Below are 14,726 nucleotides of genomic sequence, written 5' to 3' on the forward strand. Positions count from 1 at the left end.
CCGGCGACGAGGAACCACTGATGACGAATCCGCGGCAGACACCCCCGAGCGGGCAGCCCGAGCGGCTGCTCATCCTGCGGGAGATATTCGCGGGCAGACGCCTGCTGCTGACGTGCGTGCTCGGCCTCGCGCTGCTGGCCACCTCGGCGACGCTGGTGCTCCCGTGGACCGTGGGCGAACTGCTCGGCGCGATCCAGGAGGGGCGTGGGTACGCCCGGTGGATCTGGCTCATGGCCGGAGTGGGTCTCGGTGCCGCCGCCGCCAACGCGTTCGCGACCTACCTCCTCTCACGCACCGGCCACGACCTGGTCGCCCGGCTGCGGGTCCGCAGCATGCGGCACTCGCTGGGCCTCTCGCTGCACACCGCGCGAACCGAGGGCACGGGCAACCTGGCCACACGGCTCACCGCCGACGCCGCAGCCGTCAAGAGCGTGGTCGACATCGGCCCGATCCAGCTTCCGATGGCGCTGGCCACCCTGCTCGGAACCCTGGTGATCATGGGGATCCTGGACTGGGTGCTGCTGCTGCTCACCCTCGGCGCCTTCCTTCTCGCGCTCGCGGGCATCGGCGTCGTGATGGTGGCTCTGCGCCGCAAGTACCTGGCCATCCAGGAGGAAGTGGGCGCACTGACCGGCCACTTCGTGGCGATGATGGAGTCGCTCACGATCGTCAAGGCGTACCGTGCGGAGCGTTCCGCCTCCGAGGAACTGGCCGGCCGGGCCAGGAGCGTCGCGCGCATCGAGACCAGCGCGTCCGCCCTGGAGGCGCTGATGGTCCCGGTCGTGAACCTGGGCCAGCAGATCGCCCTCGTCGCCGTCGTGCTCGGCGGCGGCGCGCGGCTGGTCGGCGGCGATCTCGAACTGGGCGCCTTCGTCTCCTTCCTCCTCTATCTCTTCCAGCTCGCCGCCCCCATGATCATGGCCATCTCCGGCATCACGACCATCCAGGCGGGCCTGGCGTCGCGCAAGCGCTTCGACGACCTGTTCGCGCTGCCGTCGGAACCCCAGTGCACCGGCGAGCCCGCCCTCCCCGGCGACGGGGTGACCGCCTCGGCCTCCGACGAGGCGACCGACGAGGCGACCGACGAGTCGCCCGCCGTGCGCTTCTCCGGGGTGTCGTTCGGCTACGGCGCCGAACCGGTCCTGCAGGAGGCGGATCTGACGGTTCCGGCACGGGGTCTGACCGCCGTCGTCGGGCCGTCCGGAGCGGGCAAGTCGACCGTCCTCGGCCTGGTCGAGCGCTTCATGGAGCCGGACACGGGCCGCGTCGAGGTGTTCGGCAGGGACGCCGGGCGCTGGGACCTGTCCGAACTGCGGGGCCGGATCGCGTATGTGGACCAGTCCGCCACCCTGCTGAGGGACACGGTCCGCCGCAATCTCGCCCTGGGCCGCCGGGACCCCGTGGACGACGAGGAGTTGTGGCGCGCGCTGCGCGACGTCGGCCTGGAGGACGAGGTGTCCCGGCTCTCCGACGGTCTCGACACCGTGCTCGGCGGTGCGCACGACCTCTCGGGCGGACAGCGGCAGCGGCTCGCGCTCGCCCGCGCCGGACTGTCGGACGCCCCACTGGTCCTGCTCGACGAACCCTCCTCTCAACTGGACAGCGTCAACGAACTCCGCCTGCGCTCCCTGTTCGACCGGATGGGCCGCGACCGGGCCGTCCTCGTCGTCGCCCACCGCATCTCCACGGTGCAGCACGCCCGTCACGTCGTGGTGATGGCCGGCGGCCGGGTCACGGCCCAGGGACGGCACGACGAGCTGATGCGTACCAGCCCGCTCTACGCGGAGCTGGTGCGCGGACAGGAACTCGGGTCCGCGGGCACCGGTACGGCTGCCGCCCTCCCGACACCGGTGGGAGTTGAACGATGACCGACATCTCCCTGCTGATGCCCTTCGCGCCGCACCGGCCCGAACAGGTGCTCCCGTACGCGGCCCTGGTGCAGTGGACCACCGCCCACCGCCTCTGGCAGGGCCAGGCCATGCTCAACGAGCCCTTCCAGGACTTCACCCACGCGGCGGCCTGCGGCTTCCGGGTGCCCACCGGGACAGGCGTCACGCTCATGCCGATGAGGCACCCCTTCCAGGCCGCCCTGCAGGCAAGGGCGCTGGCGCTGTCCTCGGGCCACTCGGTGGTCGCGGGCTTCGGGCCGGGGTCGGTGCCGCTCCAGAACAGCCTGCTGGGTGCGCCCTACGCCAGCCAGCTCGGTGCCGTGCGCGAGTACGTCGCCGTACTGCGGGGGCTGCTCGACGACGGCGAGGTCCGGCACACCGGGCGGTACTTCACCTGCCACGCGGACCTTCCGCTGCTGCCGAGGCCCGCGGTCCACATCGGGCTCGGCGTCCTCCGACCGCGGATGGCACGGCTGGCGGGAGAGATCGCCGACGTCGCCATCACCTGGCTCACCCCTGCCGCTTACGTCCGCGACGTGCTCGTACCGGCACTGCGCGAGGGCGCGGAGGCCGCCGGGCGTCCCGTGCCGCGGGTGGCGGTGATGGTGCCGCTGGCTCTCGACGCCGCCGGGCGGGACGCGGTGGAGCTGGCCGCGATCAGCAGCACCGGACACACCATGCTCGCCCATTACGCCGACATGCTCGGCCGCTGCGGCATCGAGGTGTCGCCGGACGACCCGCAGGGCAATGCCCGGGCACTCCTCGACGGCGGCGCCTTCCTGTACGGCGGGCAGGACGAACTCGTGGAGCGGCTGGCGGAGTACACCGCCGCCGGTGCCGACGAGATCGTCCTGAACGTCACCGGTGTCCACATGCGGTACGGCGAGCGCGCGTCGCTCGCGGAGCTGGAGAACCTGCTTCAGGCGGTGGGCGCATGACCGGGCCGGGGCCCGCCGGGCCGTTCGACGGCGTCGCGGCCGGCGCCCAGCCGCAGCCGGGCACGGCCGAACTCGGGATCGAGCGGCTCCTCGTGGTGGTCACGGGCTCCGCCTATGCCTGGTCGACCCCCTACTGGCTGGATCTGCTGCGCCTGCACCATCCCCGGCTCGACGTCAAGGTGGTGCTCACCCGCAGTGCGGAACGGTTCGTCACCCGGCAGTCGGTCGCCTCCCGGGTCGGCGGTGCGGTGTACCAGGACGACTGGCCGGCGGACGCGGCAGGAGCCCGGCACGTCGAGTGGGCCGAGTGGGCCGACGCGATCGTCGTGTACCCGGCCACCCTGCACTTCATGGCACGACTGGCCCTGGGGCTGTCCGACAGCCCCGCTCTGCTGGCCGCCCACTGCTCCGGGGCACCCGTCGCAGTGGCTCCCGCCCTGCCGCCCGGAGGGCTGGAGAGCCCGGTGGTGCGGCAGCACTGGGCTGCGCTGGCCGCCCGCCCGGACGTGATCCTGGCACCGCCCGTACCGGGCCGCAGCCTGACGACGGGGCGGGACGACGCGTGGGTCCCCCCGCCGTTGCCGGATGTGCTGCACCTGCTGGCCGAGCGCATCGGGACCGGGGCCGGTGCGGAGAGCAGGTCCGCGGCAGGGACGGAAAGCCCCTTCGGCGCGGTGGCGGAGAAGGACGAGGACCACCCGGTGAGGGAGTTCGGCACGGGGCTCCTGCACACCGCCGTCCACGCTCGTCCGCTGCCGTCCGGCGGCCGGCTCTGGCGGCGCACCCCCGGCCCCCTGGCCCCCGCTCCGTTCGAGCAGCACACACGCGAACTGGCCCGGCTGCTGGAGGAGGCTCCCGGGCGCACGGCCCCGGTCGAAGCGGGCCGTCCGGCCGGGTCCTCCGGGCCTTCCGGCCGGCTGGTGGTGGGTGCGGTGGACGGCGGAAGCCGCCTCTACGACGTGTGCGGCGAGACGTCCCTGGCCCACCTCGTCCTGAACGAGGGGCCGCGCCCGGCCTTCGCCGGCCCGCTGCGTGAACTGGGGCGTCTGCTGCGCGCCCTGCACGACACCCGCCCGCCGGGCCCCCTGCCGTACCGGCCCTCGCGCGGTCTGCGGCGGCTCGACGACTGGCTCGCGGGGCGTGCCGCGGTCCCTCGCGCCGCATGCGCCCTCGGCGAGGTGCGCCGATCGCTCGGTGAGGAGCGCTGGAGCCTGCTGCGCGGCTGGCGGGACGGGATCGCCACCGACCCCACGGCCGTGCTGTGCCACGGCGCGGCCGGCCTCGGCTCCCTCGTGGTGAATCCGGACGAGGGCACGCAGGACCTGCTCGTCGGCGAGGACCTGTACGCGGGTCCCTGGTATGCCGACGTCGGCTGGGTCGTCGGTGAACTCGTCGAACTCCAGTGGCAGGTGGGCGGGGACAAGGAGGACTGGCAGCGGCTGACCGACGCCTTCCTGGAGGGGTACGGGCGGGACCTCGGCCCGGAGTGGAACCGGATCGCCGCCCTGCGGATCCTGCTGCACGTCCACGACATCGCGGCCTACCTGGAGGGGTTCGAGCACGGCTTCGACCACTACAGCGGGTTCCTTCGCTTTCTCGTCGACCTGTAGCCACCCGTAGCAGGAGAAGATGCATGAGCAACCTGTCCAAGGCGACTCTCGGAAACGGTCTGCGGGTGGTGCTCGAACGCACGCCGCACACCCCGCGGACCGCCGTCTGCGTCCACTACGGAGTGGGCTACCGGTCCGAGCGGCCGGGCCGCGAGGGGTTCGCCCACCTCTTCGAGCACCTGATGTTCCGCGGCAGCGCCGGCCTGCCGGAGGGCCGCTTCTACGAGCACGTCCATCCGCTCGGCGGACAGGCCAACGGCACCACGCACCAGGACTACACCGACTACCACCAGGTCGTTCCCGCCGCGGCACTGGAGCGGGCGCTGTTCGCCGAGGCGGACCGGATGCGTGCGCCGCTGTTCACCCCCGAGGCCCTGGCCGAACAGCTCGACGGCATCGAGACGGAGATCCACGAAGCCGTCGTGGCCCCGCCGTACGGCGGGTTCCCCTGGCCGCTGCTGCCGTCCGTGGTCTTCGAGGGCTTCGCCAGCGCACACGACGGATACGGCGCCCTGGACCGGCTGCGGACAGCCACGCCCGATGAGTGCGCCGACTTCTTCGACGCCCACTACGCGCCGGGCAACGCCGTCCTCAGCGTCGTCGGCGACCACGACCCCGCGGAACTGCTCGCCCTGATCGAACGGCACTTCGGCGACATCCCGGCCCGTCCCTTCGCCGCGGCCCCGGATCTGCGCGAGCCCGAACCGTCCGGCGACCGCTGGGCGGAGTGCACCGAGCCGAGGGTGCCCGCGGCGGCGCTCGCCCTCGGCTACCGGCTCCCCGCCCCGGCCGATGACCTCCCCGGCCACCTCGCGCACGCCGTGCTGGCCGAGATGATCACGAGCCACGGGGCGGAGGGGGTGCGGGGGGCGTCGGCGAGCTGCGGTGTCTTCGGTCTGCTCGACGCCCGTGAGTGCGATCTGCTGGTCGTCACCGCGCTGGTGCCGGAGGGCGTTCCCGCCCGGCGTGCGGTGCGGGCGATGACGGACGGATGGGCACGCCTGGCCGAGGATCCCTCGCTCGAGGGCGCCCGGGCGACCGCCGTCCGGCGTATGGTCACCAGGCACTGGCGGGAGCACGCGGATCCCTACGCCCGGGCCCGGGCCCGGGGCAGGCTGGAACTCCTCTTCGGGAGGGCCGAACTCCTCGACGAGCTGCCCTCCGCGCTCGACGCGGTCCCCGGCGGCGCGGTCGCCGCCGCGGCCCGGCGGCTGAGCACCGGGCCCAAGGGCGTCCTGGTGCTCGGCCCCGGGGACCGGCGCACCCGCCCGCCGGTTCCGTGGCGGACCCCTTCGGGGGCGGACTCGCCCGCGTCCGGAGGGGTCGGCCCGGCCGACGGAACGTCCCGGCCCTCACACCTCCTCGACGTGCCGGTCTCCTCACGGCGCACGGCCCGGGAGACCGTGGCCCCCGGCCGTCCTGTACCGCCGTTCGGGACGGGGGCCGTGCCCTTCCACGGTCCGCGCGCGGACACCTTCCTCGAGTGCGGCACCCGGATCGTCGCCGTGGCCGACCGTCGCGTACCGCTGGTCGAGCTGCGGATGAGACTTCCGCTCGGTGGCCCCGGCTGGTGGTGGCCCGACCGCGCGGACGCGCTCAGCCGGTTCCTTGGCGCGCGTTCCGGCGCCGCGGACCGGGCCGACCGGGAAGGCGGGGCCTTCCACCTCACCTCGGACGGGCAGTGGCTGGACGTCACCGGTCACGCCCGCCCCGAACGCGTCGGGGCCTGGCTGGGGTTGCTGGCGGGGCTCGTCGTCCCCGTCGCTGAGCCGCCACCGTCCCCACCCGCCCGGTACCGCGATCCCGACTCCGTCATGGACACGGCGCTGCGCCGCTTCTGGGACGTCCGTGGTGGCGCGGGCGCTCCCGTCCCGGTGCCCGAGCCGCCGGGCCAGGCCGAGTTCCACCGGCGCGTGGTCGTGCCGGGCGGCTGGCTCGTCGCCGTCGGCGACATCGATCCGGAGGCGTTCGCCTCGGCGGCCGGGGCCGCGCTGTCCGCATGGGGTACGCCGCTCCCGCCGCCGGGCGCCGCCGGAGCGGGGCACCGCGCGATGCGTGCGCCCGGTCCGGGAGTCGTGACTCTGGGACAGCCGGAAGCGGACCGGCTGCACCTGACGCTGTCCGCGCCGGAGACGCACGGGGACACGGGGGCGGCGGCCAGGTACCTCGCCACCGCCGTCGTGGGCGCGCATCACGCCTCGCGGCTGACCGTCCACGGACTGTCGGCGCCGGGGTCCGGTCGGCAGATCCACGCCGGACGGGACGTCTGCCGCGACATCCCCCGTGCCTACGTCCGGGCCGTCGTCCCGGAGCACGAGGCAGGGGCGGCGGTGGAAGGAATCCGCCGGGAGCTGGACAGCCTGCGCCTCCGACCCGTGACCCGGGCGGAGCTCGCACCCGTGGCGGCCTTCTGCGCCGCGCAGCTTCTGGGCGTCTTCGACTCGCCCGCGGTGAAGGCCGACATGATCCGGGAGACCCTGTCCGCCGGGCGCGACCCTTCGTGGCTGGAGGACCTGCCCGATCTGATCCTTCGCACACGTCCCGAGGACGTGACCGCGGCGGCGGCCGACCTGTTCGATCCCGGGCGGATGACTCTCGTCGCCCTCGGTGGGGACGGGCCGGTCGCGGAGGCGGCCGGGGCCTGGCGCGGGTCGGCGCAGGCGGCCGCCCCTGCGGATCCGGGCACCGCCCCCGCGCCGGTCTGAGCCCCACTGGGTACGCCGGTCACCCGCGCGGCCCGGCCCGCCCCCTGTGAACGAGGGGGGCGGGCCGGGCCGTTCGCCGTTCCTGCGGGCCTGCGGGGCAGGTGCTAGAAGGTGAGCTTCCAGGAGTCGATGTAGCCCGTGTCGTACCGGGCCACGTCCTGGACGCGCAGCTTCCACTCGCCGTTGGCCGCCTCCGAGGAGGCGTTCACCGTGTAGGTGGTGATCACGTTGTCGGCCGAGTCGCTGCCGCTGGAGTTCTTCAGCCGGTAGGCGCTGCCGTCCGGGGCCACCAGGTCGATCACCAGGTCGCCGCGGTAGGTGTGCTTGATGTCCACGCCGACCCGCAGCGCGGCGGGCGCGTTGCCCGAGCGCCCGGTGACGGGGATCGCCGAGGTGACGGCCGCTCCCGCGTCCGGGATCGCGACGTCCGCCGTCGACTCGTACGCGTCACCGCCGGGCGGGTTGGTGGTGCCGGCCGACAGGGACCAGATCGCGTGGGCGGCGGCGTCGCTGTTGCGGTCCAGCGCGGTGTCGTTGATGTTCGCGGTGGTGTCGCAGGAGGAGTGGTAGCAGCGGTCGAAGGCCTGCCCGGCCGTACCGCCCCACTTCTGGGCCTGCGCGCTGGACTTGGTGCGGCCGGCGCCGGTGAACAGACCGCCGACCGGTATGCCGACGTTCTTGAACGAGGCGTGGTCGGAGCGGCCGTCGCCCTCGGTCTCGATCTCGGTGGGCACCCCGAGGCCGGCGAAGTAGTCCTTGAAGGTCTGCTCGATCACCGGGTCGTCGTCGTAGACGAAGTAGCCCGGGTTCGGCGAGCCGATCATGTCGAAGTTCAGATAGCCCGAGATCTTCGCGCGCTCGGCGGCGGGCAGGTTGTTCACGTAGTACCGGGAGCCGATCAGACCGAGTTCCTCCGCGCCCCACCAGGCGAACCGGAGGTGCTTGGCCGGCTGGAGCTGGGCGCGGGAGACGGCGAGCGCGGTCTCCAGGACGGCCGCCGAACCGGAGGCGTTGTCGTTGATGCCGGCGCCCGAGCTGACCGAGTCGAGGTGCGCGCCGACCATCAGGGTCTGCCCGGTGTCACCGCCGGGCCAGTCGGCTATCAGGTTGTAGCCGGTGGCGCCGCTGGAGGTGAACTGCTGGACGGTGGTGGTGAATCCGGCCGCGTCCAGCTTGGCCTTCACATAGTCGACGGACGCCTTGTAACCGGGTCTGCCGTGGGCCCGGTTGCCGCCGTTCGCGGCGGCTATGGAGGAGAACTGGGTGAGGTGCGCCTTGACGTTGGCGAGCGGTATGTCCGGCGCCGCGAGGGCGGCCGGCCGTGCTGCGCTCGGTGCTGCGGACTGCGCGGGTGCGCCGGCCGCCAGCAGCCCCGCCAGCGCCAGCGCGGCGCCTGCGAGGGTACGTCCGGGAACGGAGAGGTTCATGTGGGGGCTCCGGATTCCGTATGGGGACAGGACGGAACGTGCGTGACGCCCCCGGCCGGCGGGGTCGGGGGCGCTGGAGCAGGAACGGACGTGCGAAGTGCGCGGTGCGTGCTGAATGTTGAGCGAGAGCGTGACGCACCGTCAAGGGCGAGAATCGGTCATGGCTGTCCGCTCACCGGACGGTGGGCTTCCGGTGGACGGGCGCCGGGAGGGCGCCGCGCTTCCGGTGCGAGGGCGGCCGGAGGCGTCCCGGACCCTCGGCCGGGCGGCCGGGGCCCGGAGACCGGTCGGGGCGCCCCGGCGCCTTCAGTGGAGGCAGAACTCGTTGCCCTCCGGGTCGGCCATCACGTCCCACTCGCCCGACGGCTCCCGCACCTGCCGCAGAGTCGTCGCGCCGAGGCCGAGCAGCCGCCGCGCCTCCGCCTCCCGCTCGCCGGGCGCGCTGTGCACGTCGATATGGAGCCGGTTCTTGCCGGACTTCTCCTCCGGCACCCGCTGGAACAGGATCCGCCGCCCCAGACCCGTCCCGCTCTGCTCGTCGTAGGAGTCGTCCGGATGCCGGACGGCGACCAGATCGCGCCATGCACGGCGGTCGTGGGAGCGGACGGTCAGTTCCTCGGGGACGACGTTCTGGGCGAGCAGGGCCTCGATCAGCGTGCTGTTGTCCTCCACCAGGTAGCCGAGGGCCGCCGCCCAGAAGTCGGCCTGCGCGTGCGGGTCCCGTGCGTCCACGACGAGTTTCCAGTGCAGTGTCATGGCAACCACTTATACTGGTTACATGAACGGAAGGACAGGGGAAACGCCGGGGCTGATGCTGCGCGGCGGCGGCCGGCGGCCCTACCGCTTCGACCCCGGAGCCCTGTGTCTGGAGCTGCTGGCCACCGGTGGCCCGGGTGACTTCGCGCGGTTCGAGGTGCTCACCGAACCGGCGGCGGTGATCCACTGGGCGGCGGAGAGCCGGCTCGCCCCCGGGCTGGAACTCGCCGTCGACGAGGGCTCACCCGAAGCCGTCCGGTACGTGCGTGACGCGCTCTGGCGCGCGGCCGCCGCCCGTGCCCACGAGCGGGCGCCCGATCCGGCGGACCTCGTGGTGATCAACGCGGCGGCGGCCGAGGCGCCCCTGGTGCCCCGGATCGCCCCGGACGGCGGCCGGGGCTGGGCCCCGGGGCCCGCGAGCGTCACGGCCCTGCTGTCCACGGTCGCCCGGGACGCCGTGGACCTGTTCACCGGCCCCTTCGCGCACCGCGTCCGCGAGTGCGCGACCCACAACTGCTTTCTGCTCTTCGTCGACACCTCGCGCCCCGGGCGGCGCCGCTGGTGCGCGATGGGCCACTGCGGCAACCGCAGCAAGGTGCGGGCGCACCGCGCCCGCCGAGCCGAAGGAGACGGACCCATGACGGACCGGACCGACAACCCCACCGCGTCGGTGGACACCCCGGCCGAGGCGGCGGACACCCCCACCGGGCTGACGAAGGACGCGGGCTGGGAGATCGGCGTCTCCCGCACCCTCCTGCTGCCCCCGGCGGCCGTGTGGGACTTCATGGCGAGCCCGGAGGGCGTGCGCCTCTGGCTGGGCGAGCTGGACGAGGGAGCGGACCTCCCCACGGCGAAGGGCGGGACGTACGAGACGGCGGACGGCGTACGCGGCGAGGTCCGCGGCTACCGCCCCGGGGAGCGGATCCGGGTGACGTACGGGCCGAGCACCGTGCAGATCGCGGTCTCCCCGGCCCGCTCGGGGCAGGGCACGCGGCTCACCTTCCACCAGGAGCACCTGGCCGACGCGGCCGAACGCGAGAGCCGCCGCGCGCACTGGCAGGCGGTGGCGGAGCGGGTGAAGGAGGCCCTCGGTGTGAGCTGACCGGGGCCGGGGAGGGGGCGGCCCGCTGCGACGGAGGTCACGCCGGGGGGTGTGACCAGCGGGCTTAACGTAAGGGGATGGACGCCGCCCTCCCCGACGGCGGCCCACCGGGCTGCCCCCTGCCCGGGGTGGCCGCAGCCTTCATGCCCCGGCTCTCGGAGTTCGCCTTCGAGCCGGGGCTCGTCGCGGCGGTCGACCAGCACGCGGCCCATGTGCGCGACGCCCTGCTCCCGGCGCAGCGCCGAGCCGGGGAGGCACTGCGCCGGGAGGACCTGGGGGACTACGTCCTCGGCTTCACCGACTGGCTCGCCGAGCACGGCTGGACCGAGCCCGTGGGCCACGACTTCGCGACGCTGCGGCTGACGGCGGTCTGCTGGCTGATCCGCGAGCACGACCTGCTGGGACGCTGAGCCGGGGCACGCCCCCCGGGCGCGCGTCCTCGTGCGCCCGCCCGGTCACATCGGGTCGCGGCTGTCGCCGAGCGGCGGCTCCCCGCCGCCCTCGCGCCCGAAGTCCGGGCCCTTGCCCTGGGGTCGGCCGCCGGTCCCGCCGCTGCCCCGGGTGGTCTCCCGCTCGCCCTGTCCGGCCGCCGCGTCCGCCCGGCCGCGCTGGTAGGCGCCGGTGCCCGCGCCCCCTCCGCCCCGGGCCCGGTCCGACTCGGCCTCGGCCAGCGACAGCCACCGGTCCCAGCGCTGCCGCATCGGCGCGATGAGCCCGCCGCCGACGCCCACGACCAGGATGCCCGTCACCGTCGCCAGCACCGCCCAGAGCAGCGGACCCGTCACCGAGGTCGCGATCTGGGCCTGGCCGAGGGCCGCGACGACGCCGAGTCCGACGATGAACGCCCAGGCGACCGTGGCGAGCGTCCGCCCGTAGGAGGTTCCGGACAGCGCGCCCTGGACGATGTCCCGCACGGCCCGTGCGATGGCCATGGCCACGACGACGATCACACAGGCGACGATCGCCTTCGGGATCCAGGAGACGGCCCCGTTGATCATCGCGCTGACCGGGTTGGGCCCGAAGACCCCGAAGGCCAGTTGCAGGGTGATCAGCAGGATCGCGTAGGAGAGGACCTTGCTGAGGATGCCGGTCGCGTCGTACGAGGAGTTCCGCAGGGTGTGCGCCATGCCGCTGCGCTCCGACATGCGCTCGAAGCCGACCTTGCGCAGCAGGCGGTCGGCGGCCTTGGCGACGGCCTTGGCCACGAACCAGCCGATGAGGAGGATCACCAGGAAGGCGATGAAACGGGGGATGAACCGGGCGACGGCGGACCACGCGTCCTCGAAGCCCTGACCGAAGTCCACCGACAGTGCGAGGGGGTGGGACATGGGGTACTCGCTCCGCTCGTCCGGGGCCGCGGTCCGGCTGACCGCGGGCGGACTACCGGGGTAGCACCGGGGTTCCCCGCCCGGCCTCCGCGCGGGGGTCCCGGCTGCGCCGATCGGGTGGCGAATTGGCACCGCTGGGCGTGTCGCGGGGGCCGGGGCGCGCCGGTGTGTACGGCCCGGGACCGGATGCGGTGCGGGCGTGGCTCGGCCGGGACCGGATGCGGTGCGGGCGCGGCCCGGGCCGGGACCTGCCCGGTCAGGCCGTGCGTTCGGGTGCGCGGTCCTCGGACGCGGCCGTCTCCGCCGGAGCCTCCGCCGCCACCGGCCCCGGGCCCGCCGCCACGACCCCGCCCGGCCCGCCGCTCGTGCGCGGGTCCGCGCCCGCGGCCGCCGCCTCCGCGGCCAGCCGCGCCGCCTCCGCCCGGCTGCGGCGCGCGGTGCGCAGCGCGTCCCAGGTCAGGAAGGACAGCGCCAGCCAGACCAGCGCGAACCCGGCCCAGCGCTCCACGGGCATCGCCTCACGGAAGTAGAGGACGCCCAGCAGGAACTGGAAGACCGGCGCCAGGTACTGGAGCAGCCCCAGCGTGGAGAGCGGCACCCGGATCGCCGCCGCCCCGAAGCAGACCAGGGGCGCGGCGGTCACGATGCCCGTGGCCGCGAGGAGCAGCGCGTGGCCGGTGCCGTGGGCGCCGAAGGTCGCCGAGCCGTCCGCGCCGAGCCAGAGCAGGAAGCCGAGGGCGGGCAGGAACTGGATCGCGGTCTCCGCCGCCAGCGACTCCAGGCCGCCGATGTTGACCTTCTTCTTCACGAAGCCGTAGACCGCGAAGGAGAAGGCGAGGGTCAGGGAGATCCACGGCGGCTGGCCGTAGCCGATCGCGAGGACCAGCACGGCGGCGAAGCCGATGCCGACCGCGGTCCACTGGGCGGGCCGCAGACGCTCCTTGAGCAGGACCACGCCCATGGCGATGGTGACCAGCGGGTTGATGAAGTAGCCGAGTGACGCCTCGACGACATGGCCCGAGTTCACCGCCCAGATGTAGACGCCCCAGTTGACCGTGATCACGGTCGCGGCGACGGTGATCAGGCCCAGCTTGCGCGGGCTGCGCACCAGCTCCCGGACCCAGCCCCACTGCTTCAGCACGAGCAGGGCCACGGCCACCACGACGAGGGACCAGGCCATCCGGTGGGCGAGGATCTCACCCGCGCCGGAGGGCTGGAGAAGGGGCCAGAAGAGGGGGACCAGACCCCACATGCCGTAGGCGCCGATCCCGTACAGCAGTCCTGCCCGCTGCTCGTTCTGCGACTTCACTGACCCTCCCTGCCCTGTGTGTCGTCCCGGAAGACGGTACGCCGCACAGGGGTGGGATGTCATGTCCGTATCGCCATACGGTCATGACCGAGGGTGGGTGGGTCCGGGCGCTCGGACAGCGGCCAGGGCCACCGCGACCGACTCGGCGAGCGGGGTGGTCGGCCGCCCGGCCAGCCGGGCCAGGTCGCCGGTGGTCCGGGCCAGCCGGCCGCGCGCGATCGCCGCGTCCACGTCGACGAGGACGCGGGCGAACTCCTCCGGGACACCGGCGCCGGTGAGGATCTCCCGGTGCGCCTCGGCCGGGACCTCGGTGTAGGCGATCGTGCGGCCGGTCTGCCGGGACAGCTCCGCCGCGTACTCGGCGAGGGACCACGCGGTGTCGCCGCTCAGCTCGTACGCGCGGCCCAGGTGCCCGTCGCCGGTGAGCACGGCCGCGGCGGCGGCCGCGTAGTCGGCGCGGGTGGCGGAGGCGATCCGTCCGTCGCCCGCGTTGGCGACGACGGCGCCGTGCTCCAGGACGGGTGCCAGGTTCTCCGTGTAGTTCTCGGTGTACCAGCCGTTGCGCAGGAAGGTGTACGGCAGATCGGAGCCGAGGATCAGCCGTTCGGTCTCCCGGTGCTCGTCGGCCAGTTCGAAGTCGGCCTCCGGGCCGCCGAGGATGCCGGTGTACGCGAGCTGCGCGACGCCCGCGGCCCGCGCGGCCCCGATCACCGCGGTGTGCTGCGCCACCCGCCTGCCGACCTGGTTCCCGGAGACGAGCAGGACCCGGTCCCCGGGCCGGAAGGCCCCGGCGAGGGAGGCGGGGTCGTCGTAGTCCGCGAGACGCAGCCCGGCACCGCGCGCCACCAGGTCCGCGGCCTTCTCCTTGTCCCGGGCGACGGCGGTGACCCGCTCGGCGGGGACGGTGGCGAGGAGGGCGTCGACGACCAGGCGGCCGAGGGCTCCGGTGGCGCCGGTGACCACGATGCTCATGGGGGGATCTCCGTTCGGGGGTGCGGTGGGAGGGGGCGCGGCGGGGTGTGCGCGCCCTCGATCACCACCGTAAGCACGGAGCTAACCTGGGGAAAGTACCCACTTTGAAGTAAGGTACTGGTATGCCCGTAAGCAGTAGTGTCCCGGTGGGCGCGGCCGACCCGGCGCCCGACGTCAACAGCGCGATGTGCCCTTCCCGGCTGATCCTCGAACACGTCACCAGCCGGTGGGGCGTCCTCGTCCTCGCCGCGCTGCTGGAGCGGCCGCACCGGTTCAGCGAGCTGCGGCGGCGGATCGGCGGGGTGAGCGAGAAGATGCTCAGCCAGACCCTGCGGACCCTGGAGCGGGACGGCTTCGTGCACCGGGACGCCCAGCCCGTCATCCCGCCCCGGGTGGACTACTCCCTCACTCCGCTGGGCACCGAGGCCGCCGAACAGGTGTGGGGCCTGGCCCGCTGGACCGAGAGCCGGGTCGCCGAGGTCCGCGCCGCCCGCACGGCCTACGACGCGGCGAAGCAGCCCTGAGCGCGCCGGAGCAGCCCTGAGCGCGGCGGAGGCCGGGTCCCGTGTGGGACCCGGCCTCCGGCAGCGGCCGTGCGCGTCGGCTCAGCCGCCGATCGTCCAGGTGTCCGCCCCGGTGAGGAGCGCGCCCAGGTCGCCCTTGCCGTGGCGCTCGACCGCGTGCTCCAGC

Annotated in this window: 12 protein-coding genes and 1 pseudogene; 8 read left to right on the forward strand and 5 right to left on the reverse strand. The window is 74.0% G+C overall.

Features of this window, described 5'->3' with window-relative positions; all coding sequences use genetic code 11:
• The first annotated feature begins 20 nt into the window (after positions 1-20).
• From ABZ457_RS06115 to ABZ457_RS06130, 4 genes are read left to right on the forward strand one after another with little or no spacing between them, the layout of a single operon-like run.
• Positions 21-1,868 carry an ABC transporter ATP-binding protein gene (locus tag ABZ457_RS06115; RefSeq protein ID WP_359154380.1) on the forward strand — a complete coding sequence of 616 codons (1,848 nt, stop codon included), beginning with the start codon at positions 21-23 and terminating at the stop codon, positions 1,866-1,868.
• Positions 1,865-2,827, forward strand: coding sequence for an LLM class flavin-dependent oxidoreductase (locus ABZ457_RS06120; RefSeq protein ID WP_359154382.1), 963 nt, complete (start codon positions 1,865-1,867; stop codon positions 2,825-2,827). The genes ABZ457_RS06115 and ABZ457_RS06120 overlap by 4 nt, the downstream gene beginning before the upstream one ends.
• Positions 2,824-4,437 (forward strand): flavoprotein, encoded by a 1,614-nt coding sequence (locus ABZ457_RS06125; RefSeq protein WP_359154384.1) that lies wholly within the window; start codon positions 2,824-2,826, stop codon positions 4,435-4,437. The genes ABZ457_RS06120 and ABZ457_RS06125 overlap by 4 nt, the downstream gene beginning before the upstream one ends.
• Positions 4,438-4,460: 23 nt before the next feature.
• Positions 4,461-7,142: an insulinase family protein gene (locus ABZ457_RS06130; RefSeq protein WP_359154386.1), complete on the forward strand. Its 2,682-nt coding sequence runs from the start codon at positions 4,461-4,463 to the stop codon at positions 7,140-7,142.
• Positions 7,143-7,246: 104 nt separating this feature from the next.
• Here ABZ457_RS06130 and ABZ457_RS06135 read toward each other — a convergent pair whose 3' ends face one another.
• Positions 7,247-8,569 (reverse strand): M28 family metallopeptidase, encoded by a 1,323-nt coding sequence (locus ABZ457_RS06135; protein WP_359154388.1) that lies wholly within the window; start codon positions 8,567-8,569, stop codon positions 7,247-7,249.
• A gap of 306 nt (positions 8,570-8,875) precedes the next feature.
• Positions 8,876-9,325, reverse strand: a complete 450-nt coding sequence (locus ABZ457_RS06140) for a VOC family protein (protein WP_359154390.1) — start codon at positions 9,323-9,325, stop codon at positions 8,876-8,878.
• A gap of 22 nt (positions 9,326-9,347) precedes the next feature.
• On the opposite strand from ABZ457_RS06140, the pseudogene ABZ457_RS06145 reads away from it, so the two are divergent.
• From ABZ457_RS06145 to ABZ457_RS06155, 3 genes and pseudogenes are all read left to right on the forward strand, one after another.
• A pseudogene (locus ABZ457_RS06145) lies at positions 9,348-9,947 on the forward strand (ABATE domain-containing protein); the annotation flags it as partial.
• Positions 9,948-9,995: 48 nt separating this feature from the next.
• A complete protein-coding gene (locus ABZ457_RS06150) occupies positions 9,996-10,427 on the forward strand; it encodes an SRPBCC domain-containing protein (RefSeq protein WP_359154418.1) in 432 nt (143 codons plus the stop codon).
• Between the two features lie 77 nt (positions 10,428-10,504).
• Positions 10,505-10,837 (forward strand): DUF6401 family natural product biosynthesis protein, encoded by a 333-nt coding sequence (locus tag ABZ457_RS06155; protein WP_359154392.1) that lies wholly within the window; start codon positions 10,505-10,507, stop codon positions 10,835-10,837.
• 45 nt (positions 10,838-10,882) lie between these two features.
• Here the strand turns inward: ABZ457_RS06155 and ABZ457_RS06160 are convergent, their stop codons facing one another.
• The 3 genes from ABZ457_RS06160 to ABZ457_RS06170 form a co-directional block, all read right to left on the reverse strand.
• Entirely contained in the window at positions 10,883-11,755 is an 873-nt protein-coding gene (locus tag ABZ457_RS06160) for a hypothetical protein (RefSeq protein WP_359154394.1), read from the reverse strand.
• A gap of 256 nt (positions 11,756-12,011) precedes the next feature.
• The gene (gene rarD / locus ABZ457_RS06165) at positions 12,012-13,064 is read right to left on the reverse strand and encodes an EamA family transporter RarD (protein ID WP_359154396.1); all 1,053 of its coding nucleotides are present in this window, start codon (positions 13,062-13,064) and stop codon (positions 12,012-12,014) included.
• A gap of 81 nt (positions 13,065-13,145) precedes the next feature.
• Positions 13,146-14,036 (reverse strand): SDR family oxidoreductase, encoded by an 891-nt coding sequence (locus tag ABZ457_RS06170; RefSeq protein ID WP_359154398.1) that lies wholly within the window; start codon positions 14,034-14,036, stop codon positions 13,146-13,148.
• Between the two features lie 122 nt (positions 14,037-14,158).
• On the opposite strand from ABZ457_RS06170, the gene ABZ457_RS06175 reads away from it, so the two are divergent.
• A complete protein-coding gene (locus ABZ457_RS06175) occupies positions 14,159-14,560 on the forward strand; it encodes a helix-turn-helix domain-containing protein (protein WP_359154400.1) in 402 nt (133 codons plus the stop codon).
• Positions 14,561-14,726 lie beyond the last annotated feature (166 nt).

The sequence above is a fragment of the Streptomyces sp. NPDC005805 genome, assembly GCF_040630445.1.
In the GTDB taxonomy this organism is placed as follows: Bacteria; Actinomycetota; Actinomycetes; order Streptomycetales; family Streptomycetaceae; genus Streptomyces.

Bases quoted from the DNA above. Each gene is read 5' to 3' on its own strand.
- ABZ457_RS06115 (WP_359154380.1), top strand. From the start codon at position 21: ATGACGAATCCGCGGCAGACACCCCCGAGCGGGCAGCCCGAGCGGCTG.
- ABZ457_RS06120 (WP_359154382.1), top strand. From the start codon at position 1,865: ATGACCGACATCTCCCTGCTGATGCCCTTCGCGCCGCACCGGCCCGAA.
- ABZ457_RS06125 (WP_359154384.1), top strand. From the start codon at position 2,824: ATGACCGGGCCGGGGCCCGCCGGGCCGTTCGACGGCGTCGCGGCCGGC.
- ABZ457_RS06130 (WP_359154386.1), top strand. From the start codon at position 4,461: ATGAGCAACCTGTCCAAGGCGACTCTCGGAAACGGTCTGCGGGTGGTG.
- ABZ457_RS06135 (WP_359154388.1), bottom strand. From the start codon at position 8,569: ATGAACCTCTCCGTTCCCGGACGTACCCTCGCAGGCGCCGCGCTGGCG.
- ABZ457_RS06140 (WP_359154390.1), bottom strand. From the start codon at position 9,325: ATGACACTGCACTGGAAACTCGTCGTGGACGCACGGGACCCGCACGCG.
- ABZ457_RS06155 (WP_359154392.1), top strand. From the start codon at position 10,505: ATGGACGCCGCCCTCCCCGACGGCGGCCCACCGGGCTGCCCCCTGCCC.
- ABZ457_RS06160 (WP_359154394.1), bottom strand. From the start codon at position 11,755: ATGTCCCACCCCCTCGCACTGTCGGTGGACTTCGGTCAGGGCTTCGAG.
- ABZ457_RS06170 (WP_359154398.1), bottom strand. From the start codon at position 14,036: ATGAGCATCGTGGTCACCGGCGCCACCGGAGCCCTCGGCCGCCTGGTC.
- ABZ457_RS06175 (WP_359154400.1), top strand. From the start codon at position 14,159: ATGCCCGTAAGCAGTAGTGTCCCGGTGGGCGCGGCCGACCCGGCGCCC.